This is a genomic window from Ruegeria sp. YKSD163 (genome assembly GCF_059612905.1).
Map to the genome: position 1 here is coordinate 561,285 of NZ_JBXWRM010000001.1, position 16,060 is coordinate 577,344.

Below are 16,060 nucleotides of genomic sequence, written 5' to 3' on the forward strand. Positions count from 1 at the left end.
GCACCGGACATGTTGATCGACCATCCCATCCTGGGCCCGCGCGACAGCAGCGAGTTCGTGTACAAGGGCGACGCCGCCCTGATCCGCCGCCCCGACTGGCAGGCCCCCGACGCGCTGGAGCAGTTCATCGACTATGGCTATCTGCGCGACAACCCGGCGGGCGTGCACCGCGAGCTGTGGTTTCACGAACAGGGCGACCGCTCGTGGCTGGTGGTGACCCGCGACACCACCACGCATGAGATCACATCCGTCGAACTGGCCCGCGACGTGGCCCGCAAGGAGGGACGCTCCAGATGACCGGTCCCAATCGTCTGAACGGCGGTCTGATCGACCGCAGCAAGCCGCTGAATTTCACCTTCGACGGGCGCCGGTATCAGGGCTTTGCCGGGGATACGCTGGCCTCGGCCCTGTTGGCCAACGACGTGCGGCTGATGGGGCGCTCGTTCAAGTATCACCGCCCGCGCGGCCCGATGAGCGCGGGCTCCGAAGAGCCCAATGCCATTGTCGAGCTGCGCGAGGGCGCCCGCAAGGAACCCAATACCCGCGCCACCACCGCCGAGCTGTTCGACGGGCTGAGCGCCAATTCGCAGAACCGCTGGCCCTCGCTGAAATGGGACGTGATGGCGGTCAACGACCGGCTGTCGAACTTCTTTGCCGCCGGGTTCTATTACAAGACCTTCATGTGGCCCGCCGCCTTCTGGGAGAAGGTGTATGAGCCGATCATCCGCAAGGCGGCGGGGCTGGGCACGCTCAGCCATGCGCCCGACCCCGACAGCTATGACAAGGGGTTCCTCCATTGCGACCTTCTGGTGATCGGCGCCGGACCGACCGGGCTGGCCGCCGCGCTGACCGCGGCGCAATCAGGGGCGCAGGTGATCCTGGCGGACGAGGATTTCCTGCCCGGCGGGCGGCTCAATGCCGAAACCTTTGCGCTTGGCGATCAATCCGGCGCGGCCTGGGCCGCCGAGACCGCAGCCGCCCTGCAAGCCATGCCCAATGTGCGGCTGATGACGCGCAGCACGGTGATCGGCGCCTTTGACCACGGTATCTATGGCGTGGTCGAGCGGGTCAGCGACCACCTGCCCCAGCCGCTGCCGGGCAAGCCCCGCCAGATCCTGTGGCGGGTCTATTCCCGTCGCGCCATCCTGGCCGCCGGGGCCACCGAACGCCCGATCGTGTTCGAGAACAACGACCGTCCCGGCATCATGCTGGCCTCGGCCCTGCGCAGCTATGCCAACCGCTGGGCGGCAACGCCCGCGCGCGCGGTGGCGGTGTTCACCAACAATGACGACGGCCATCGCACGGCGCGGGATCTGAGCGCGCAGGGGGTCAGCACCGTGGTGATCGACACCCGCACGGACGCCCCCGAAACCACCGATTACGAGACCATCCCCGGCGCCACCGTCACCAATACCCAGGGCCGTCTGGGCCTGACCACGGTCGAGGTGACGCTGGCCACCGGCACCACCCGCACTCTCAGCGTCGGCGGGCTGGGGGTCTCGGGCGGCTGGAACCCGAATGTGCACCTGACCTGCCACCAGCGCGGGCGTCCGGTTTGGGACCAGGCAATCGCGGCCTTTGTGCCGGGTGGCACCCTGCCGGTGGGCCTGATCCCGGCGGGCGCGGCGCAGGGCGTGTTCAGCACCCATGGCGCGCTGGCCTCGGGGCAAGCGGCGGCGCAGCAGGCGCTGTCCGATCTGGGGATCACGGCGAAATCCGCCGCCCTGCCCCAGGCCGATGACGCACCGGTCAACGTCACCCCGTTCTGGCACGTCAAGGGCGCCAAACGCGCCTGGGTCGATCAGCAGAACGACGTCACCGCCAAGGATGTGAAACTGGCCCATCAGGAGAACTTCGTCTCGGTCGAGCACCTGAAACGATATACCACGCTGGGCATGGCGACCGATCAGGGCAAGACCTCGAACATGGCCGGTCTGGCGATCATGGCCGAGGTGGCGGGCAAGTCGATCCCAGAGGTCGGCACCACCATGTTCCGCCCGCCCTACACGCCCACCGCGATGGGCGCCTTTGCGGGCCGCTCGCGCGACAAGGATTTCCGCCCCACCCGCAAGACGCCCAGCCATGTCTGGGCCGAGGAACAGGGCGCGGTCTTTGTCGAGGTCGGCATGTGGCTGCGCGCGCAATGGTTCCCGCGCGCCGGCGAAACCCATTGGCGCCAGAGCGTCGACCGCGAGGTCACCCAGACCCGCAAGTCGGTCGGCATCTGCGATGTGACCACGCTGGGCAAGATCGACGTGCAGGGCGCCGATGCGGCCGAGTTCCTCAACAAGGTCTATTGCAACGGGTTTGCCAAACTGGCGGTGGGGCGCACCCGCTATGGGCTGATGCTGCGCGAGGATGGCATCGCCATGGACGACGGCACCGCGGCACGCCTGGCCGAGGATCATTTCGTCGTGACCACCACCACCGCCAACGCGGTGCCGGTCTATCGCCACATGGAATTCGTGCGCCAATGCCTGTTCCCGGACATGGATGTGCAGCTGATCTCGACCACCGAGGCCTGGGCGCAATTTGCCGTGGCCGGACCCAATGCGCGCAAGCTGCTGCAAAAGATCGTCGATCCGGCGCATGACATCTCGAACGAGGGTTTTCCCTTCATGGCCTGCGCCGAGATCACGGTTTGCGGCGGGCTGCGGGCGCGGCTGTTCCGCATCTCGTTCTCGGGCGAACTGGCCTATGAAATCGCGGTGCCCACCCGCTATGGCGACGCGCTGATCCGGCGGATGATGCAGGCGGGTGAAGAATTCGACGTGGTCGCCTATGGCACCGAGGCGCTGGGAGTGATGCGGATCGAGAAAGGCCATGCCGCCGGCAACGAGCTGAACGGCACCACCACCGCGCTCAACCTCGGGATGGGGCGAATGGTGTCCAAGAAGAAGGACTCGATCGGCTCGACCCTGTCCGAACGCGAGGGGCTGAACGAAGCGGATGCGCTGAAACTGGTCGGTTTCCGCCCGGTGAACCCGCAGGACAAGGTGCCCGCCGGGTCGCATCTGATGACCCGGGGCGACCCGGTCGATGCCGCCCATGACCAGGGCTATGTCACCTCGGCCTGCTACTCGCCCAGCCTGGGTTGCCATATAGGCATCGGCTTTCTGAAATCCGGCGACAGCCGCAAGGGCGAGATCGTTCGCCTTGTCAGTCCGCTGACCGGGCTCGACCACGAGGTCGAGGTGGTAAGCGCCCATTTCGTCGATCCAGAAGGAGAGCGTCTGCGTGCATGATCTGAACCCGATAACGCCGCTGGGCGCTACCGCCGCGGTGGTCGAGAGCCACGGGCCGGTAACCCTGAGCGAAGTGACCGAAACGGCGCTGGCCTCGGTCGCGGCGCGGCTGGGCCGCGAGGCCGAGACGGCAACCCTGTTGACCGAGGTACTGGGCGCCGCGCCCCCCGCCCCGGCCCGACTTTGTCCCGGCACGCCCGGCGCCTTCTGGATGGGGCCCGATCAATGGATGATCGAGGCGCCGCTGAGCACACATGAGGATCTGGCCGCGCAGCTGGCCGCCCGCGCCAATGGCGCGGCCAGCGTCACCGAGCAGACCGATGCCTGGTGCCGGTTCGACCTGACCGGCGAGCGGCTGGCGGATGTGTTCGAACGGCTTTGCCCCGCAAATACCCGCGCCTTTACCGGGGGCGAGGCGGTGCGCAGCGCGATCGACCATCTGGGCTGTTTCCTGCTGTGCCGGGCACCCGATCATATCACGGTGCTGGGGCCACGCTCGGCGGCGGGCTCGCTGCATCACGCGCTGGTGGTGGCGATGCGCGCAGCGTTCTGATCAGACCGAAGGCACCGGCAGGTTGCCCTCGACCCGGTAGAGGTTGATCCGCTTGCGGTCCTGCTGCGGGGTCAGGCCAAAGGCCTCGCGGTAATGCCGCACCAGCGGCTTGGCGTTGGCATAGCCCACCGCTGCCGCAACGTCCGAGATACTGTCATTGGTATACATGACGATCTGACGCGCCGCCTGCATTCGCAGGTGCCGGAAATAGCCGGTCGGGTTCTGGCCGGTGGCCTGTTTGAAACAACGCTCCAGATGCCGCGGGGTGATATTTAGACGCTCTGCAATCACCGCGATGCTGGCGGGCGATGCCAGGTTTTCGGCAAAGATTTCAACGGCGCGCGCTACCAGAGGCGACATTTCGCCCTCGGCATCGGCGGCCTGATGGATCGGCAGCGCCTGTTTTACCCCCGCCTTGCGCATGATCGGGTGCTGGAACCAACAGGCGACCTCGTTGGCCACGTTGGCGCCCAGCGCTGCCTCGATCATGCTCAGCGCCAGGTCGAAGGCCGCCGCTGCCCCCGAGGCGGTCAGCAGGCGCGGCGAGATCTCGATCACCTCGTTGCTGCGGTGGATCTCGGGGAACTCGGCGGCAAACGCCGCCTCGTAACACCAATGCACCGACAGGCGCTCGTCTCGTACCACACCGCTGCGCACCAGCGGAAACACCCCGCCGCTGATCGCGCCCAGCACGGTGCCGTGCCGTTCGATCCGGCGCAGCAGCGAGGCGGTGCGCGGGTTCTCAAACCGGGCCACCGGGGCGGACAGCAGCACCAGATAGTCAAGCGCCGCCACGGTCTCCAGACTGGCGTCGGGATCAAAGGTGATGCCCGCGCTCGACACCACCTTGTGCGGCAGTTCCGACACCAGCCGCCAGGCGAAACTGTCCGACATCGAGATCTCGTTGGCCGCGCGCAGCGGCTCGATGATCGAGGTCAGGCAGGCCATGGGAAAGCCCGGAAACAGCAGAAACCCGATACGTGTGGTCATTCCGGGCGATCCTTTGGCTTGTCATTCCTTGGTAGGAATTTTATTGGAGAGAAAAAAATATGCAATGTGGTGAATAACGGCTAGAGTTGAAGCAGAACTGACCGCAGGGCAATACAGGAAGAGCTTGAGGAACCCCCATGAATGCTGCAAAGGATCTCCGCATGACACAGCTTTTGCAAGATCCCCATAGCGTTCGCGAGGAACGCGAGAAGGTTCTCGAGGTCGCCATCGGCCGCGAGGTCCGCGCCTTTCGCAAGCAGCAGGGCATTACCGTGGCCGAGCTGTCGAAGCTGACCGACCTGTCGATCGGGATGCTCTCCAAGATCGAAAACGGCAACACCTCGCCCTCGCTCACCACGCTGCAAACCCTGGCCAATGCGCTGTCGGTGCCGCTGACCGCGTTCTTCAAGGGCTACGAGGAAAAGCGCGAGGCGATCCATACCAAGGCGGGCCAGGGTCTGGAGATCGAACGCGCCGGCACCCGCGCCGGGCATCAATACAGCCTGCTGGGTCATATCGGATCAAATTCCAGCGGTGTCATCGTTGAACCCTATCTGATCACGCTCAGCACGGAATCGGACACGTTCAAGACCTTTCAGCATGACGGGATCGAGATGATCTACATGCTCGAAGGCAAGGTCGACTACCTGCATGGCAGCGAGATTTATCCGCTGGAACCGGGCGACACGCTGTTCTTTGACGCCGACGCGCCGCATGGGCCAGAGCGTCTGGTGGAACTGCCGACACGCTATCTGTCGGTGATCTGCTATCCGCAGCAGAAAAAGGGCTGAGCCGCCCGGACCGGGACGCGGTAGCGCATCCCGGCTCTCTTGCAAGCGTTACTTCTGCAACGGCGGCTCCGTTTCCAGATCGGGCCAGATCCCCGGCGAGGTCGGCAGCCCGTCGTCATATTGGCTGAGATAGTCCAGCATCAACGGACGGTTGGCGATGAACCCCTTATAGGTGGCCAGCTCCTCGGGCAGGTCGCGCACCACCCGGTGCAGGCGGCGACCCCATTTCGGCACCGTCACCAGATCCTGAAATGCGATCAGATAACAGCGGATCGGGAACAACAGCGCGTTCGAGCGCGGCAACCGGTAAAAGGTCTGCAACTCGACCCTGAGATGCTGTTTGGCGCCGATATTCTCGGGTGTCAGCGTGGTCTTCTGCACGCCCCATTTGTGATAGTTCTCGGGGCTGGTATCGAGCAGCGGATTGACCGTCATGGTCCAGTTCAGCCGCCGCGCAGGCGCGCCCTGCTGAACGTTGAGCAGGAATTTCAGCGCCCGCTTGAAGATCCCCATTTCGTGGGCCAGCGGCACCGGCGCGTGCCATTCGAAGAAATCCATGCCGATGTCGAAATCCAGGCTCCAGTCCGCCTGGGTCGTTACCATGCCCGCATCCATGTACAGCATGTCGCCGCGCTGATCGAGCACCGCGTAATCGCCCTGCGCCTGCCGGGTGATGTATTCCAGCGGCCCGCAGGGCAGCGTGGTTTCATCAAGGAAGGTGAAGGTGTGGTCGATCCCCATCGGCTTGTTGATCCAGCGCCAGCGGTCGCCGTCGCGGTGCAGCTCGAACAGGTCCGGGTAATCCTCGGATTTGCAGACCATGATCAGTTCCAGCGTATCCCAGCCCGCCAGCGTCATATGCGGCAGCGACTGGCAGCGCAACGGATCATCGGCCAGCACGATGGCACGGTCGGCCATTTCCGAGACGTAATGCTCGTCCACGTCGAACCGCTTTTCATAGACCGAGCCCGCCGGGCCGCCCCGGTGCTGTTCCATGTTCACCGAATACATGTAGCTGTCTTCGTGGAACGGGAAGGGAAAGCGCTTGATCGCCCAGTCCGAATTGCGGAACGAGTAATCGTCGCGAAAGGTTTCGGTGTTGAATTGGATCGTCATCGCGGTCTCCTCTACCGGTCCAGCACGAGGCTTTTGCCCACAAACCGGCTGACGCAGGGCATGATCTTTTTCCCGCTGGCGTGTTCGTCATCGTCCAGCCAGTGGTCGCGATGAACGAAGTCGCCATCGGATGAGACCACATCGGTTTCGCATTGGCCACAGGCGCCGCCCCGGCACAGGAAGGGCGCGTCGACGCCGCAGCGCTCCATCGCCTCGAGCAGGCTTTCATGTTCGCCCACATGGATGGTGATGTCGGATTTGCACAGGCGCACCTCAAACGGTTTGCCGGGTTGCGGGGCCAGGAATTCCTCGGAATGCACGTTCTCGTCGGGCCAGCCATGCGCCGCGGCGGTGGCATGGACCCAGTCGATCATGCCCTTGGGACCGCAGACATAGACATGGGTGCCCAGTGGCTGGCCATCCAGCAGATCCTCGAGCCCGATGGCCTGATCCTGATCGTCGAAATAGACATGCACCTTGTTGGGGTGCTTATAGGTCAGCTCGTCCACATAGGTGCCCAACTCCTTGGAGCGGCAGGAGTAATGCAGCTCCCAGGCGCCGCCCATCCGCTCCAGATGCGCGATCATCGCCAGGAACGGCGTGATACCGATGCCACCGGCCAGGAACACATGCTTGCGCCCGCGCAGATCCAGCGGGAACAGGTTCACCGGATAGGTGATGGTCATCGGGTCGCCGACTTTGACCTTGTTATGCAGGAAGAGCGAGCCGCCCCTGCCCTGGTCGTCGCGGCGTACCGAGATCGCATAGATGCTGCTATCGCCCGGATCGGACATCAGCGAATAGGGGTTCAGCCGGGTCCGCTCGCCATCGCGCATCTCGACAACGGTATGGGCACCGGCGGAAAAGGGCGGAAACGGCTGGCCGTCGCGGCGGGTGAATTCGAACCGGGTGACCAGCGGGTTGAGCGGCACGACGGCGCTGACGGTGACCTCGATCTTTTCGGCGCCTGCCTTGGCTTTCTGGGGGGCTGCACTCATTTGTAAAGCTCCACGGCTTCGGGGACATTGCCGGGATCCTCGGCGTCGATGCACACCCCCTGAAAGGCGGCCAGCCGGCGCGAATAGTGATCGCGCACAAACAGGTTCAGCCCGCAATGGGAACAGACAAAGGGATCGGTGGTCACATCCTCGGTGATGCCCTTGCAATGCACGCATTGCATCCGCCGCGCGACCGAGCCGCGATGCTCGGTCTGGATCGCGCCATGGGGAATGCCCGCCTGCATCGCCTCGTTCTGGGCCTGCCCCATCAGCCCCTCGGTTCCGGCCAGATAGACCTGTAGCCCCATATGGGCATCCGACAGCACCCGGCGGATCCGTTGCACCGAGGCGGCATAGCTGGGCCCCACATAGAATTGCGCCGGACCCAGAGCGCGTAGCCGCTCGACATAGGTCTCACCGGTGCCCTTGGGGATATAGATGATATGCGCATTGGCAAACAGCGCGGCATCGCTTGCCGCCAGATCCAGCAGCGCCTCGGCGCCCTCGGCATCGGCGATCATCAGATGCGCCTTGCCCGGCCGCGCCTCCAGCGTGCCATAGACCGGGCGGCTGGCGATACTTGGTGGAAACTGAAATTTGGACATCCCGTCGCTGTCTCCTTGTTGGTCCGATCGCAAGAAGAACAGGCGCCCCGCCTCCGGGGGCGCCTGCCCGGTGATCCTCAGCCCTTGGCGGCGCGGATGGACTTGTCCTTGTCGTAGAAGGGCATCTCTTCGGCCACGCAGGCGATTTCGGTGCCATTCTCGTTGCGCACGGTCAGTTTGGTGCCCGGCACCGCACAGTCAACCGGCATGCGCGCGATGCCCACGTTATGGCCGTTCAGGTCCGAATTCATGCCAAAGGTGACGACGCCCACGACCTCGCCATCCTTGAGCAGCGGTGCCCCCATATCGGCGGGCGTGGTGCCCTCCAGCTTGACGCCATAGATCTTGAACCGCTCCTTGCCCTTGCGGGCATAGTGGTTTTCCGCGCCCCGGAACCCGATCTTGCCGGGCGAGACGGTGAATTCCAGCCCCAGCTCCCAGAGCGAGTCGCCGCAATTCTCGTCGGCAAAGGGATAGGTCTCGGAATTGTCACCGGGATAGAACAACAGATAACTTTCGGTGCGCAGCAAATCGAGGGTCGAGAACTGCACCGGGCGGATGCCCATGTCCTTGCCATCCTCCAGGATCGCATCCCAAAGCGCGATGGCATGGCGCCCCTCGCAAAAGATCTCGTATCCGCGCTCACCAGTATAGCCGGTGCGCGAGATCATCACGGGTTTGCCGAACAACTTGGTCTGGATGATGCCGAAATAGGCCAGATCGCGGATGCCTGGCACATGTTTGGCCAGGAAATCCACCGCGACCGGCCCCTGCAGCGACATGTCGTGCAGGTCGTCGTCGAAGATCATCGAGACGTTCTTGCCATAGGCGGCCATCGCCAGGCTTTCATGACCGGTGCCGGTGCCATGCACCAGCATCCAGTTGTTCACCGACAGCCGGTAGATCACGCAATCGTCGATGAACAGGCCGCGATCGTCCAGCATGCAGGCATAGACCGCCCGGCCCGGCATCAGCTTGTCCACGTTGCGGGTGGTGGCACGGTCGATCACGGCGGCGGCATGCGGGCCGCTCAGATGGATCTTCTTCAGGCCCGACACATCCATCAGCCCGGCCTTGGTGCGGACCGCCTCGTAATCGGCCTTGGCCCGCTCGTCGGTGTGGTCATAGAACCACGCGGTTCCCATGCCGTTCCAATCCTCCAACTCGCCGCCGATTTCGGCATGGCGCTGCGCAAGCGCGGAGGTTCTGTAGATGATCGCCATCTCTGTGACTCCCTGATCTGTTCGGTTTGCATCATTCAGACCCATGTCCGGACAAAAATCAACACAAACGTAAAAAAAATTTCCTACTGGGAATATTTGCCCAATCCCTGAGCAAGTATACTTTCTGCACCTGCATAAATTTTTATCCTCAGTTAAATTTGTTGACACAAAGCTTAATCAAGAGCTTCCCTTTTAGGAAAAAAACTTTCGCAGCAGTCAGAGTTATCCAACCGGGGAGACAGAAATGGATGGAAATCTTAACGCACTGACGACGGTATTTACCGAGTTCTACTACTGGGTGACGGTCGTGTTCATGTTCCTGATTCACGTCGGGTTCTGCATGTACGAGGTCGGCGCCAGCCGTCGACGCAACCATATGCACACGTTAATGAAAAACGTGATGGTGATCCCGCTGGTCACCGTCACCTTCTTTTTCTTCGGCTGGTGGATCTATTGGGCCTTCCCGATGTTCCCCTTCTTCGGCGGGCTGGACACCGAGGCGGGCGCCGCGAACCTGCCCTGGGCCGAGACCATGGGGCCGAACGCCGCCGACCGAATCACCGGCGTGTTCTGGGCGGCCTTCCTGCTGTTCTCGTGGACGGCGGCCTCGATCGTCTCGGGCGCGGTGATCGAGCGCATCCGGTCCTCGGCACTCTGGGTGCATGCGGTGCTGATCGGTTCGGTCTGGTGGATCATCGACGCGGCCTGGGGCTGGCACTATGGCGGCTGGATGGTCCAGTATCTGGGCTATCATGACGCCTATGCCTCGGGCGTGATTCACGCCATCGCCGGTGGCTATGCACTGGGGGTGATCATGGTTCTGGGGCCGCGGATCGGCAAATTTGCCCCAGATGGCACGCCGCGGGACATCCCGCCGCATAATCCCTGGATGCTGACCATCGGGATCTTTCTGATCTATACCGGGTTCTGGGGCTTTTATGCCGCGTGCAACGTGCCTGCGATCTCGCCCGAGGCGATCGGCGGCCAGATCACTGGCACCACTTGGACGGCAACCAACATCTATCTGGCACCGACCTCGCTGTCGGCAATCACCTTCAACTTCCTGATGTCGCTCTCGGGCGGTCTGATGGCGGCCTATGTGGTGTCCAAGGGCGATGCATTCTGGACCTTCTCGGGCGGTCTGGCCGGGGTGATCACCGCCTCTGCCGGCAATGACCTCTACCATCCAATCCAGGCCATGATCATCGCCGCCATTGGCGTGGTGATCGTCTATCGCCTGCATTACTGGGTCGAGCGCCGGTTCAAGCTGGACGACGCAGTGGGCGCGGTGGCCGTACACGGCTATGCCGGGTTCATCGGCCTGATCATCGCGGGCTTTGTCCTGTGGGGGGCGCCGTCCTCGCCTTATGAGGGCTATGCCACCATCAACCCGGTCGGCCAGTTCATCGGCGCACTGATCATGTTCTTTGGCCTCGGCTTCCTGCCCGCCTTTGTGGTGGCCAAGATGCAGGCCGCCGCCGGCGTGCTGCGCATCCCCGAGGAGGTGGAGCTGGAGGGCCTCGATTACGCCGAGCACCACGCCTACGAGGACGCCAAGGAAGCCATCATCGAAGCCGACAAGGCCTATCTGGCCTCCAAAGTGTCGCCTGCGGAATAAGGAGAACAGGATATGTCGACAATCGGATATGAAAGCTGGGCCGTCGATCTGGCCAATGTGGGCGCCATCTATCCCTTTCAGGGCTGGGAGGTCGCGATGACCGTGATCGGGGTGCTGTTCTGGATCGGTTGGCACCGCATCCAGTTCGTGCGCGAGAACGCCCATCTGGAAAGCGCAAAGAAACGGGCACTCGACCATGAGCGCATCCAGAAAAGCGTCGAACGCTACTAAAGCGATCCTGGCAAGGCGTGCTCACGCACGCCTTGCCTATCAGTGAAATTTGTTTCACAGCAGTTGCGGCTTCGGATTTACGGTGCTAGCCTGCTGAAAGAGCCTGGGAAAGACAGGCAGAATCACAATCGTGGAGCGTCGCCGAAATGTGCGGAATTGTTGGACTGTTCCTGAAGGACAAATCGCTAGAACCTCAGTTGGGCGCCCTGCTCACTGACATGTTGATCACCATGACCGACCGGGGCCCTGACAGCGCCGGAATCGCGATTTACGGCGATCCCTCGCCCACCACCTCGAAGGTGACAGTGCAATCGGAAAACCCCGACCGGGACTTTGCCGATCTGGCCGAGAAGGTGCAGCCGCTGGTCGGTGGCCCGGTCTCGCTGAGCCGCCGCGACACGCACGCGGTGCTGCATGTACCTCATGGCACCGCCGAGGCGCTGCGCCGCCAGCTGCGGGACGTGGCCCCCGATGTGCGGGTCATGTCGTTTGGCGACTCGCTGGAAATCTACAAAGAGGTCGGCCTGCCCCGCGATGTGGCGGCGCGCTTTGACATCGCCTCGATGACCGGCACCCATGGCATCGGCCACACCCGCATGGCGACAGAATCGGCGGTCACCACGCTGGGCGCGCACCCGTTCAACACCGGCTCGGATCAGTGTCTGGTGCATAACGGCTCGCTCTCCAACCACAATTCGCTGCGCCGCAAGCTGCGCCGCGAGGGCATCCACATCGAGACCCTGAACGACACCGAAGTCGCCGCTGCCTATCTGACCTGGAAGATGCAGACCGGCGCCACCCTGGGCGAGGCGCTGGAAAAGTCGCTGGAGGATCTGGACGGCTTCTTCAACTTCGTCGTGGGCACCCGCGACGGCTTCGGCGTGGTCCGCGACCCGATCGCCTGCAAACCGGCGGTGATGGCCGAGACCGACCAGTATGTGGCCTTCGGCTCGGAGTACCGCGCGCTGGTCAACCTGCCCAGCATCGAACAGGCCCGCGTGTGGGAACCCGAACCCGCCACCGTCTATTTCTGGACCCATGGCGACACCGCAACCCCAACCGGAAAGGCCGCGTAATGCAGACTTACGACCTGGCAGCCGACGGCCTGCGCGGCCTGAACGCAACGCTGCAAGCCCAGTCGGACGAGACCAACCAGACCGAATGGACCATCGTGAACCCGCGCGGCAGCCATGCCATCGCCGTGGGGCTGGATGCGCCTATCGAGGTCAAGGTGATGGGCTCGACCGGCTATTACTGCGCGGGCATGAACAAACAGGCCACCGTGCATGTGCATGGCTCGGCCGGGCCTGGTGTGGCCGAGAACATGATGTCGGGCACCGTGGTGATCGACGGCGACGCCAGCCAGTATGCCGGAGCAACCGGCCATGGCGGCACGCTGGTGATCAAGGGCAACGCCAGTTCGCGCTGCGGCATCTCGATGAAGGGCATCGACATCGTGGTGCATGGCAATGTCGGCCACATGTCCGCCTTCATGGCGCAGTCGGGCAACCTGGTCGTCTGCGGCGATGCGGGCGACGCGCTGGGCGACTCGATCTACGAGGCACGTCTGTTCGTGCGCGGCTCTGTCAAGTCGCTGGGCGCCGACTGCATCGAAAAGGAGATGCGCCCCGAACATATCGAACTGCTGCGCGACCTGCTGGCGCGCGGCGGCTGCGATGCCAAACCCGAAGAGTTCAAGCGCTACGGCTCTGCCCGCCAGCTCTATAATTTCAAAGTCGACAACGCGTATTGAGGGAGTCATGACCGTGAAAGACAACAAGGAAAACGCTCCCCCGCGGACGGTGCCGATCCAGTCGGCAACCTTTTCCAACCCGATCAACGCCGAGATCCGCCGCGCCGCGGCCACCGGCATCTATGATATCCGCGGTGGCGGGGCGAAGCGCCGGGTGCCGCATTTCGACGATCTGCTGTTCCTGGGCGCCTCGATCAGCCGCTATCCGCTCGAAGGCTATCGCGAGCGTTGCGACACCAAGGTGACGCTGGGCACGCGCTTTGCGAAAAAGCCGATCGAGCTGGATATCCCGATCACCATCGCGGGCATGTCCTTTGGCGCGCTGTCTGGTCCCGCCAAGGAGGCGCTGGGACGCGGCGCGTCCGAGGCCGGTACCTCGACCACCACCGGTGACGGCGGCATGACCCCCGAGGAACGCGGCCATTCCACCAAGCTGGTCTATCAGTACCTGCCCTCGCGCTATGGCATGAACCCCGACGACCTGCGCAAGGCCGATGCCATCGAGGTCGTGGTCGGCCAGGGCGCCAAGCCGGGCGGCGGCGGCATGCTGCTGGGCCAGAAGATCAGCGACCGCGTCGCCGAAATGCGCAACCTGCCCAAGGGGATCGACCAGCGCTCGGCCTGTCGCCACCCCGACTGGACCGGGCCTGACGACCTGGAGATCAAGATCCTGGAGCTGCGCGAAATCACCGCCTGGGAGAAACCGATCTATGTCAAGGTAGGCGGCACCCGCCCCTATTACGACACCGCGCTGGCGGTAAAGGCCGGGGCCGATGTGGTGGTACTGGACGGCATGCAGGGCGGCACCGCCGCCACGCAGGACGTGTTCATCGAACATGTGGGCCTGCCGACCCTGGCCTGTATCCGCCCTGCCGTGCAGGCGCTGCAGGATCTGGGCGTGCATCGCGAGGTGCAGCTGATCGTCTCGGGCGGCATCCGCACCGGCGCCGACGTCGCCAAGGCGATGGCGCTTGGGGCCGACGCGGTTGCCATCGGCACCGCCGCCCTGATCGCGCTGGGGGACAATGACCCGAAATGGGAGGCCGAGTATCAGAAGCTGGGCACCACCACCGGCGCCTATGACGACTGGCACGAGGGGCTCGACCCTGCCGGGATCACCACCCAGGATCCGGTGCTTCAGGCCCGGCTTGACCCGGTGGATGCCGGGCGGCGCCTGCGCAACTACCTGAACGTCATGACGCTCGAGGCGCAGACCATCGCGCGGGCCTGCGGCCATAACAACCTGCACAATCTCGAACCCGAGGATCTGTGCGCGCTGACCATGGAGGCGGCCGCCATGGCCCGCGTCCCCCTTGCCGGCACCGAGTGGTGGCCCGGCAAGACCGGCGCAGGGTTCTGAGTGTGAAACCGGGGCGCGAGGCCATCCCGCGCCCTTTCCAATTCAAAAACAGACGACAACAGGGACGACAAGAATGACCATTGATCTGGCCAAATTCGCCAAGGACAAAGGCGTCAAGTATTTCATGATCTCCTTCACCGACCTGTTCGGCGGTCAGCGGGCCAAGCTGGTACCCGCCCAGGCCATCGCCGACATGCAAGAGGACGGCGCGGGATTTGCGGGCTTTGCCACCTGGCTGGACATGACGCCGGCGCATCCCGACATGCTGGCGGTGCCCGATCCGTCGTCGGTGATCCAGCTGCCCTGGAAACCCGAGGTCGCCTGGGTCGCCAGCAATTGCGTGATGGAGGGCGCGGATGTCGCCCAGGCCCCGCGCAACGTGCTGCGCCGCCTGATTGCCGAGGCCGCGGACGAGGGCATGCATGTCAAGACCGGCATCGAGGCCGAGTTCTTTCTGCTGACACCCGAGGGCGACCAGATCAGCGACCCCTTCGATACCGCCGCCAAACCCTGTTACGACCAGCAGGCGGTGATGCGCCGCTATGACGTGGTGCGCGAGATCTGCGACTATATGCTGGAGCTGGGCTGGGGCCCCTACCAGAATGACCACGAGGACGCCAACGGCCAGTTCGAGATGAACTGGGAATTCGACGACGCCCTGACGACGGCGGACAAGCACAGTTTCTTCAAGTTCATGACCAAGTCGGTGGCCGAGAAACACGGGTTCCGCGCCACCTTCATGCCCAAGCCGATCGAGGGGCTGACCGGCAATGGCTGCCACGCGCATATCTCGGTCTGGGATGCGCCGGGGGCGGCATCAAAGGTCAACGTCTTTGCAGGCGATGGTGACGGCCCCACCGGCGAAGTGGGCCTGTCCGAACGCGGCAAGCATTTCCTGGGCGGCATCATGAAACATGCCAGCGCGCTGGCGGCGATCACCAACCCAACGGTGAACAGCTACAAGCGGATCAACGCGCCGCGCACCATGTCAGGCGCGACCTGGGCGCCCAACACGGTGACATGGACCGGCAACAACCGCACCCATATGGTGCGCGTCCCCGGCCCCGGCCGGTTCGAACTGCGCCTGCCCGACGGGGCGGTGAACCCCTATCTGTTGCAGGCGGTGATCATCGCCGCAGGTCTCAGCGGCATCCGATCCAAGGCCGATCCGGGCAAGCGCTGGGACATCGACATGTATGCCGAGGGCCACAAGGTGCGCGGAGCGCCGAAACTGCCGCTCAACATGCTGGACGCGATCCGCGAGTTTGACCGCGACAAGGAGTTGAAGCAGAGCATGGGAGATGAGTTCTCGTCCTCTTACATCAAGATGAAGATGCAGGAATGGAATTCCTTCGTGACCCATTTCAGCCGCTGGGAAAAGGAAAACACCCTCGATATCTGAGCGATATCAAGGGTGCCATGTTTTGGGCCGCTGCGAGTGCGCAGCGGCCCTTTTCTGTTCGGGGTCAAAGGTTTGGATAGATCGGGAATCTGGCGCAGAGGTCTGCGACCTGGGCTTTGACCTTGTCCTCGACGGCCCCGTTGGCGTCTTCGCCATTGGCGGCCAGGCCATCGAC

15 protein-coding genes are annotated in these 16,060 nt (G+C 63.7%); 10 read left to right on the forward strand and 5 right to left on the reverse strand.

The window, feature by feature from the left end:
• Positions 1-9 precede the first annotated feature (9 nt).
• The 3 genes from AC2FNA_RS02730 to AC2FNA_RS02740 are packed head-to-tail and all read left to right on the forward strand — an operon-like array spanning position 10 to position 3,798.
• Positions 10-297 carry a sarcosine oxidase subunit delta gene (locus AC2FNA_RS02730; RefSeq protein WP_496824274.1) on the forward strand — a complete coding sequence of 96 codons (288 nt, stop codon included), beginning with the start codon at positions 10-12 and terminating at the stop codon, positions 295-297.
• On the forward strand, positions 294-3,245 hold the full coding sequence (locus AC2FNA_RS02735) for a sarcosine oxidase subunit alpha family protein (RefSeq protein ID WP_496824276.1): 2,952 nt from the start codon (positions 294-296) through the stop codon (positions 3,243-3,245). The genes AC2FNA_RS02730 and AC2FNA_RS02735 overlap by 4 nt, the downstream gene beginning before the upstream one ends.
• Positions 3,238-3,798: a sarcosine oxidase subunit gamma gene (locus AC2FNA_RS02740; protein ID WP_496824278.1), complete on the forward strand. Its 561-nt coding sequence runs from the start codon at positions 3,238-3,240 to the stop codon at positions 3,796-3,798. The genes AC2FNA_RS02735 and AC2FNA_RS02740 overlap by 8 nt, the downstream gene beginning before the upstream one ends.
• On the opposite strand, the gene AC2FNA_RS02745 is transcribed toward AC2FNA_RS02740, so the two are convergent.
• Complete coding sequence (locus tag AC2FNA_RS02745; RefSeq protein ID WP_496824280.1) at positions 3,799-4,788, reverse strand: GlxA family transcriptional regulator; 990 nt, start codon at positions 4,786-4,788, stop codon at positions 3,799-3,801.
• 161 nt (positions 4,789-4,949) lie between these two features.
• On the opposite strand from AC2FNA_RS02745, the gene AC2FNA_RS02750 reads away from it, so the two are divergent.
• On the forward strand, positions 4,950-5,579 hold the full coding sequence (locus tag AC2FNA_RS02750; protein WP_193385774.1) for a helix-turn-helix domain-containing protein: 630 nt from the start codon (positions 4,950-4,952) through the stop codon (positions 5,577-5,579).
• Positions 5,580-5,627: 48 nt separating this feature from the next.
• On the opposite strand, the gene dmmC is transcribed toward AC2FNA_RS02750, so the two are convergent.
• The 4 genes from dmmC to AC2FNA_RS02770 are packed head-to-tail and all read right to left on the reverse strand — an operon-like array spanning position 5,628 to position 9,521.
• On the reverse strand, positions 5,628-6,695 hold the full coding sequence (dmmC, locus tag AC2FNA_RS02755) for a dimethylamine monooxygenase subunit DmmC (RefSeq protein ID WP_496824282.1): 1,068 nt from the start codon (positions 6,693-6,695) through the stop codon (positions 5,628-5,630).
• Between the two features lie 11 nt (positions 6,696-6,706).
• Positions 6,707-7,693: a PDR/VanB family oxidoreductase gene (locus AC2FNA_RS02760; RefSeq protein WP_496824284.1), complete on the reverse strand. Its 987-nt coding sequence runs from the start codon at positions 7,691-7,693 to the stop codon at positions 6,707-6,709.
• Positions 7,690-8,331, reverse strand: a complete 642-nt coding sequence (gene dmmA / locus AC2FNA_RS02765) for a dimethylamine monooxygenase subunit DmmA (protein WP_496824285.1) — start codon at positions 8,329-8,331, stop codon at positions 7,690-7,692. Before dmmA ends, AC2FNA_RS02760 begins: the two co-directional genes overlap by 4 nt.
• A gap of 44 nt (positions 8,332-8,375) precedes the next feature.
• On the reverse strand, positions 8,376-9,521 hold the full coding sequence (locus tag AC2FNA_RS02770; protein WP_496824287.1) for an aminomethyl transferase family protein: 1,146 nt from the start codon (positions 9,519-9,521) through the stop codon (positions 8,376-8,378).
• A 244-nt stretch (positions 9,522-9,765) separates the two neighbouring features.
• On the opposite strand from AC2FNA_RS02770, the gene AC2FNA_RS02775 reads away from it, so the two are divergent.
• From AC2FNA_RS02775 to glnT, 6 genes are all read left to right on the forward strand, one after another.
• Positions 9,766-11,139: an ammonium transporter gene (locus tag AC2FNA_RS02775; RefSeq protein WP_496824289.1), complete on the forward strand. Its 1,374-nt coding sequence runs from the start codon at positions 9,766-9,768 to the stop codon at positions 11,137-11,139.
• 12 nt (positions 11,140-11,151) lie between these two features.
• Entirely contained in the window at positions 11,152-11,370 is a 219-nt protein-coding gene (locus tag AC2FNA_RS02780) for a hypothetical protein (RefSeq protein ID WP_496824291.1), read from the forward strand.
• A gap of 146 nt (positions 11,371-11,516) precedes the next feature.
• Positions 11,517-12,446 carry a class II glutamine amidotransferase gene (locus AC2FNA_RS02785; RefSeq protein ID WP_496824293.1) on the forward strand — a complete coding sequence of 310 codons (930 nt, stop codon included), beginning with the start codon at positions 11,517-11,519 and terminating at the stop codon, positions 12,444-12,446.
• Complete coding sequence (locus AC2FNA_RS02790) at positions 12,446-13,123, forward strand: GltB/FmdC/FwdC-like GXGXG domain-containing protein (protein ID WP_011047312.1); 678 nt, start codon at positions 12,446-12,448, stop codon at positions 13,121-13,123. Before AC2FNA_RS02785 ends, AC2FNA_RS02790 begins: the two co-directional genes overlap by 1 nt.
• Before the next feature lie 7 nt (positions 13,124-13,130).
• Complete coding sequence (locus AC2FNA_RS02795; RefSeq protein WP_234140843.1) at positions 13,131-14,483, forward strand: FMN-binding glutamate synthase family protein; 1,353 nt, start codon at positions 13,131-13,133, stop codon at positions 14,481-14,483.
• A gap of 73 nt (positions 14,484-14,556) precedes the next feature.
• Complete coding sequence (gene glnT, locus AC2FNA_RS02800; protein WP_234144967.1) at positions 14,557-15,885, forward strand: type III glutamate--ammonia ligase; 1,329 nt, start codon at positions 14,557-14,559, stop codon at positions 15,883-15,885.
• Positions 15,886-16,060: the final 175 nt, after the last annotated feature.

Excerpts from the sequence above, each read along its gene's own strand:
- AC2FNA_RS02730 (WP_496824274.1), top strand. The coding sequence starts at position 10 with ATGTTGATCGACCATCCCATCCTGGGCCCGCGCGACAGCAGCGAGTTC.
- AC2FNA_RS02735 (WP_496824276.1), top strand. The coding sequence starts at position 294 with ATGACCGGTCCCAATCGTCTGAACGGCGGTCTGATCGACCGCAGCAAG.
- AC2FNA_RS02745 (WP_496824280.1), bottom strand. The coding sequence starts at position 4,788 with ATGACCACACGTATCGGGTTTCTGCTGTTTCCGGGCTTTCCCATGGCC.
- AC2FNA_RS02750 (WP_193385774.1), top strand. The coding sequence starts at position 4,950 with ATGACACAGCTTTTGCAAGATCCCCATAGCGTTCGCGAGGAACGCGAG.
- dmmC (WP_496824282.1), bottom strand. The coding sequence starts at position 6,695 with ATGACGATCCAATTCAACACCGAAACCTTTCGCGACGATTACTCGTTC.
- AC2FNA_RS02760 (WP_496824284.1), bottom strand. The coding sequence starts at position 7,693 with ATGAGTGCAGCCCCCCAGAAAGCCAAGGCAGGCGCCGAAAAGATCGAG.
- AC2FNA_RS02770 (WP_496824287.1), bottom strand. The coding sequence starts at position 9,521 with ATGGCGATCATCTACAGAACCTCCGCGCTTGCGCAGCGCCATGCCGAA.
- AC2FNA_RS02775 (WP_496824289.1), top strand. The coding sequence starts at position 9,766 with ATGGATGGAAATCTTAACGCACTGACGACGGTATTTACCGAGTTCTAC.
- AC2FNA_RS02780 (WP_496824291.1), top strand. The coding sequence starts at position 11,152 with ATGTCGACAATCGGATATGAAAGCTGGGCCGTCGATCTGGCCAATGTG.
- AC2FNA_RS02785 (WP_496824293.1), top strand. The coding sequence starts at position 11,517 with ATGTGCGGAATTGTTGGACTGTTCCTGAAGGACAAATCGCTAGAACCT.
- AC2FNA_RS02790 (WP_011047312.1), top strand. The coding sequence starts at position 12,446 with ATGCAGACTTACGACCTGGCAGCCGACGGCCTGCGCGGCCTGAACGCA.
- AC2FNA_RS02795 (WP_234140843.1), top strand. The coding sequence starts at position 13,131 with ATGACCGTGAAAGACAACAAGGAAAACGCTCCCCCGCGGACGGTGCCG.
- glnT (WP_234144967.1), top strand. The coding sequence starts at position 14,557 with ATGACCATTGATCTGGCCAAATTCGCCAAGGACAAAGGCGTCAAGTAT.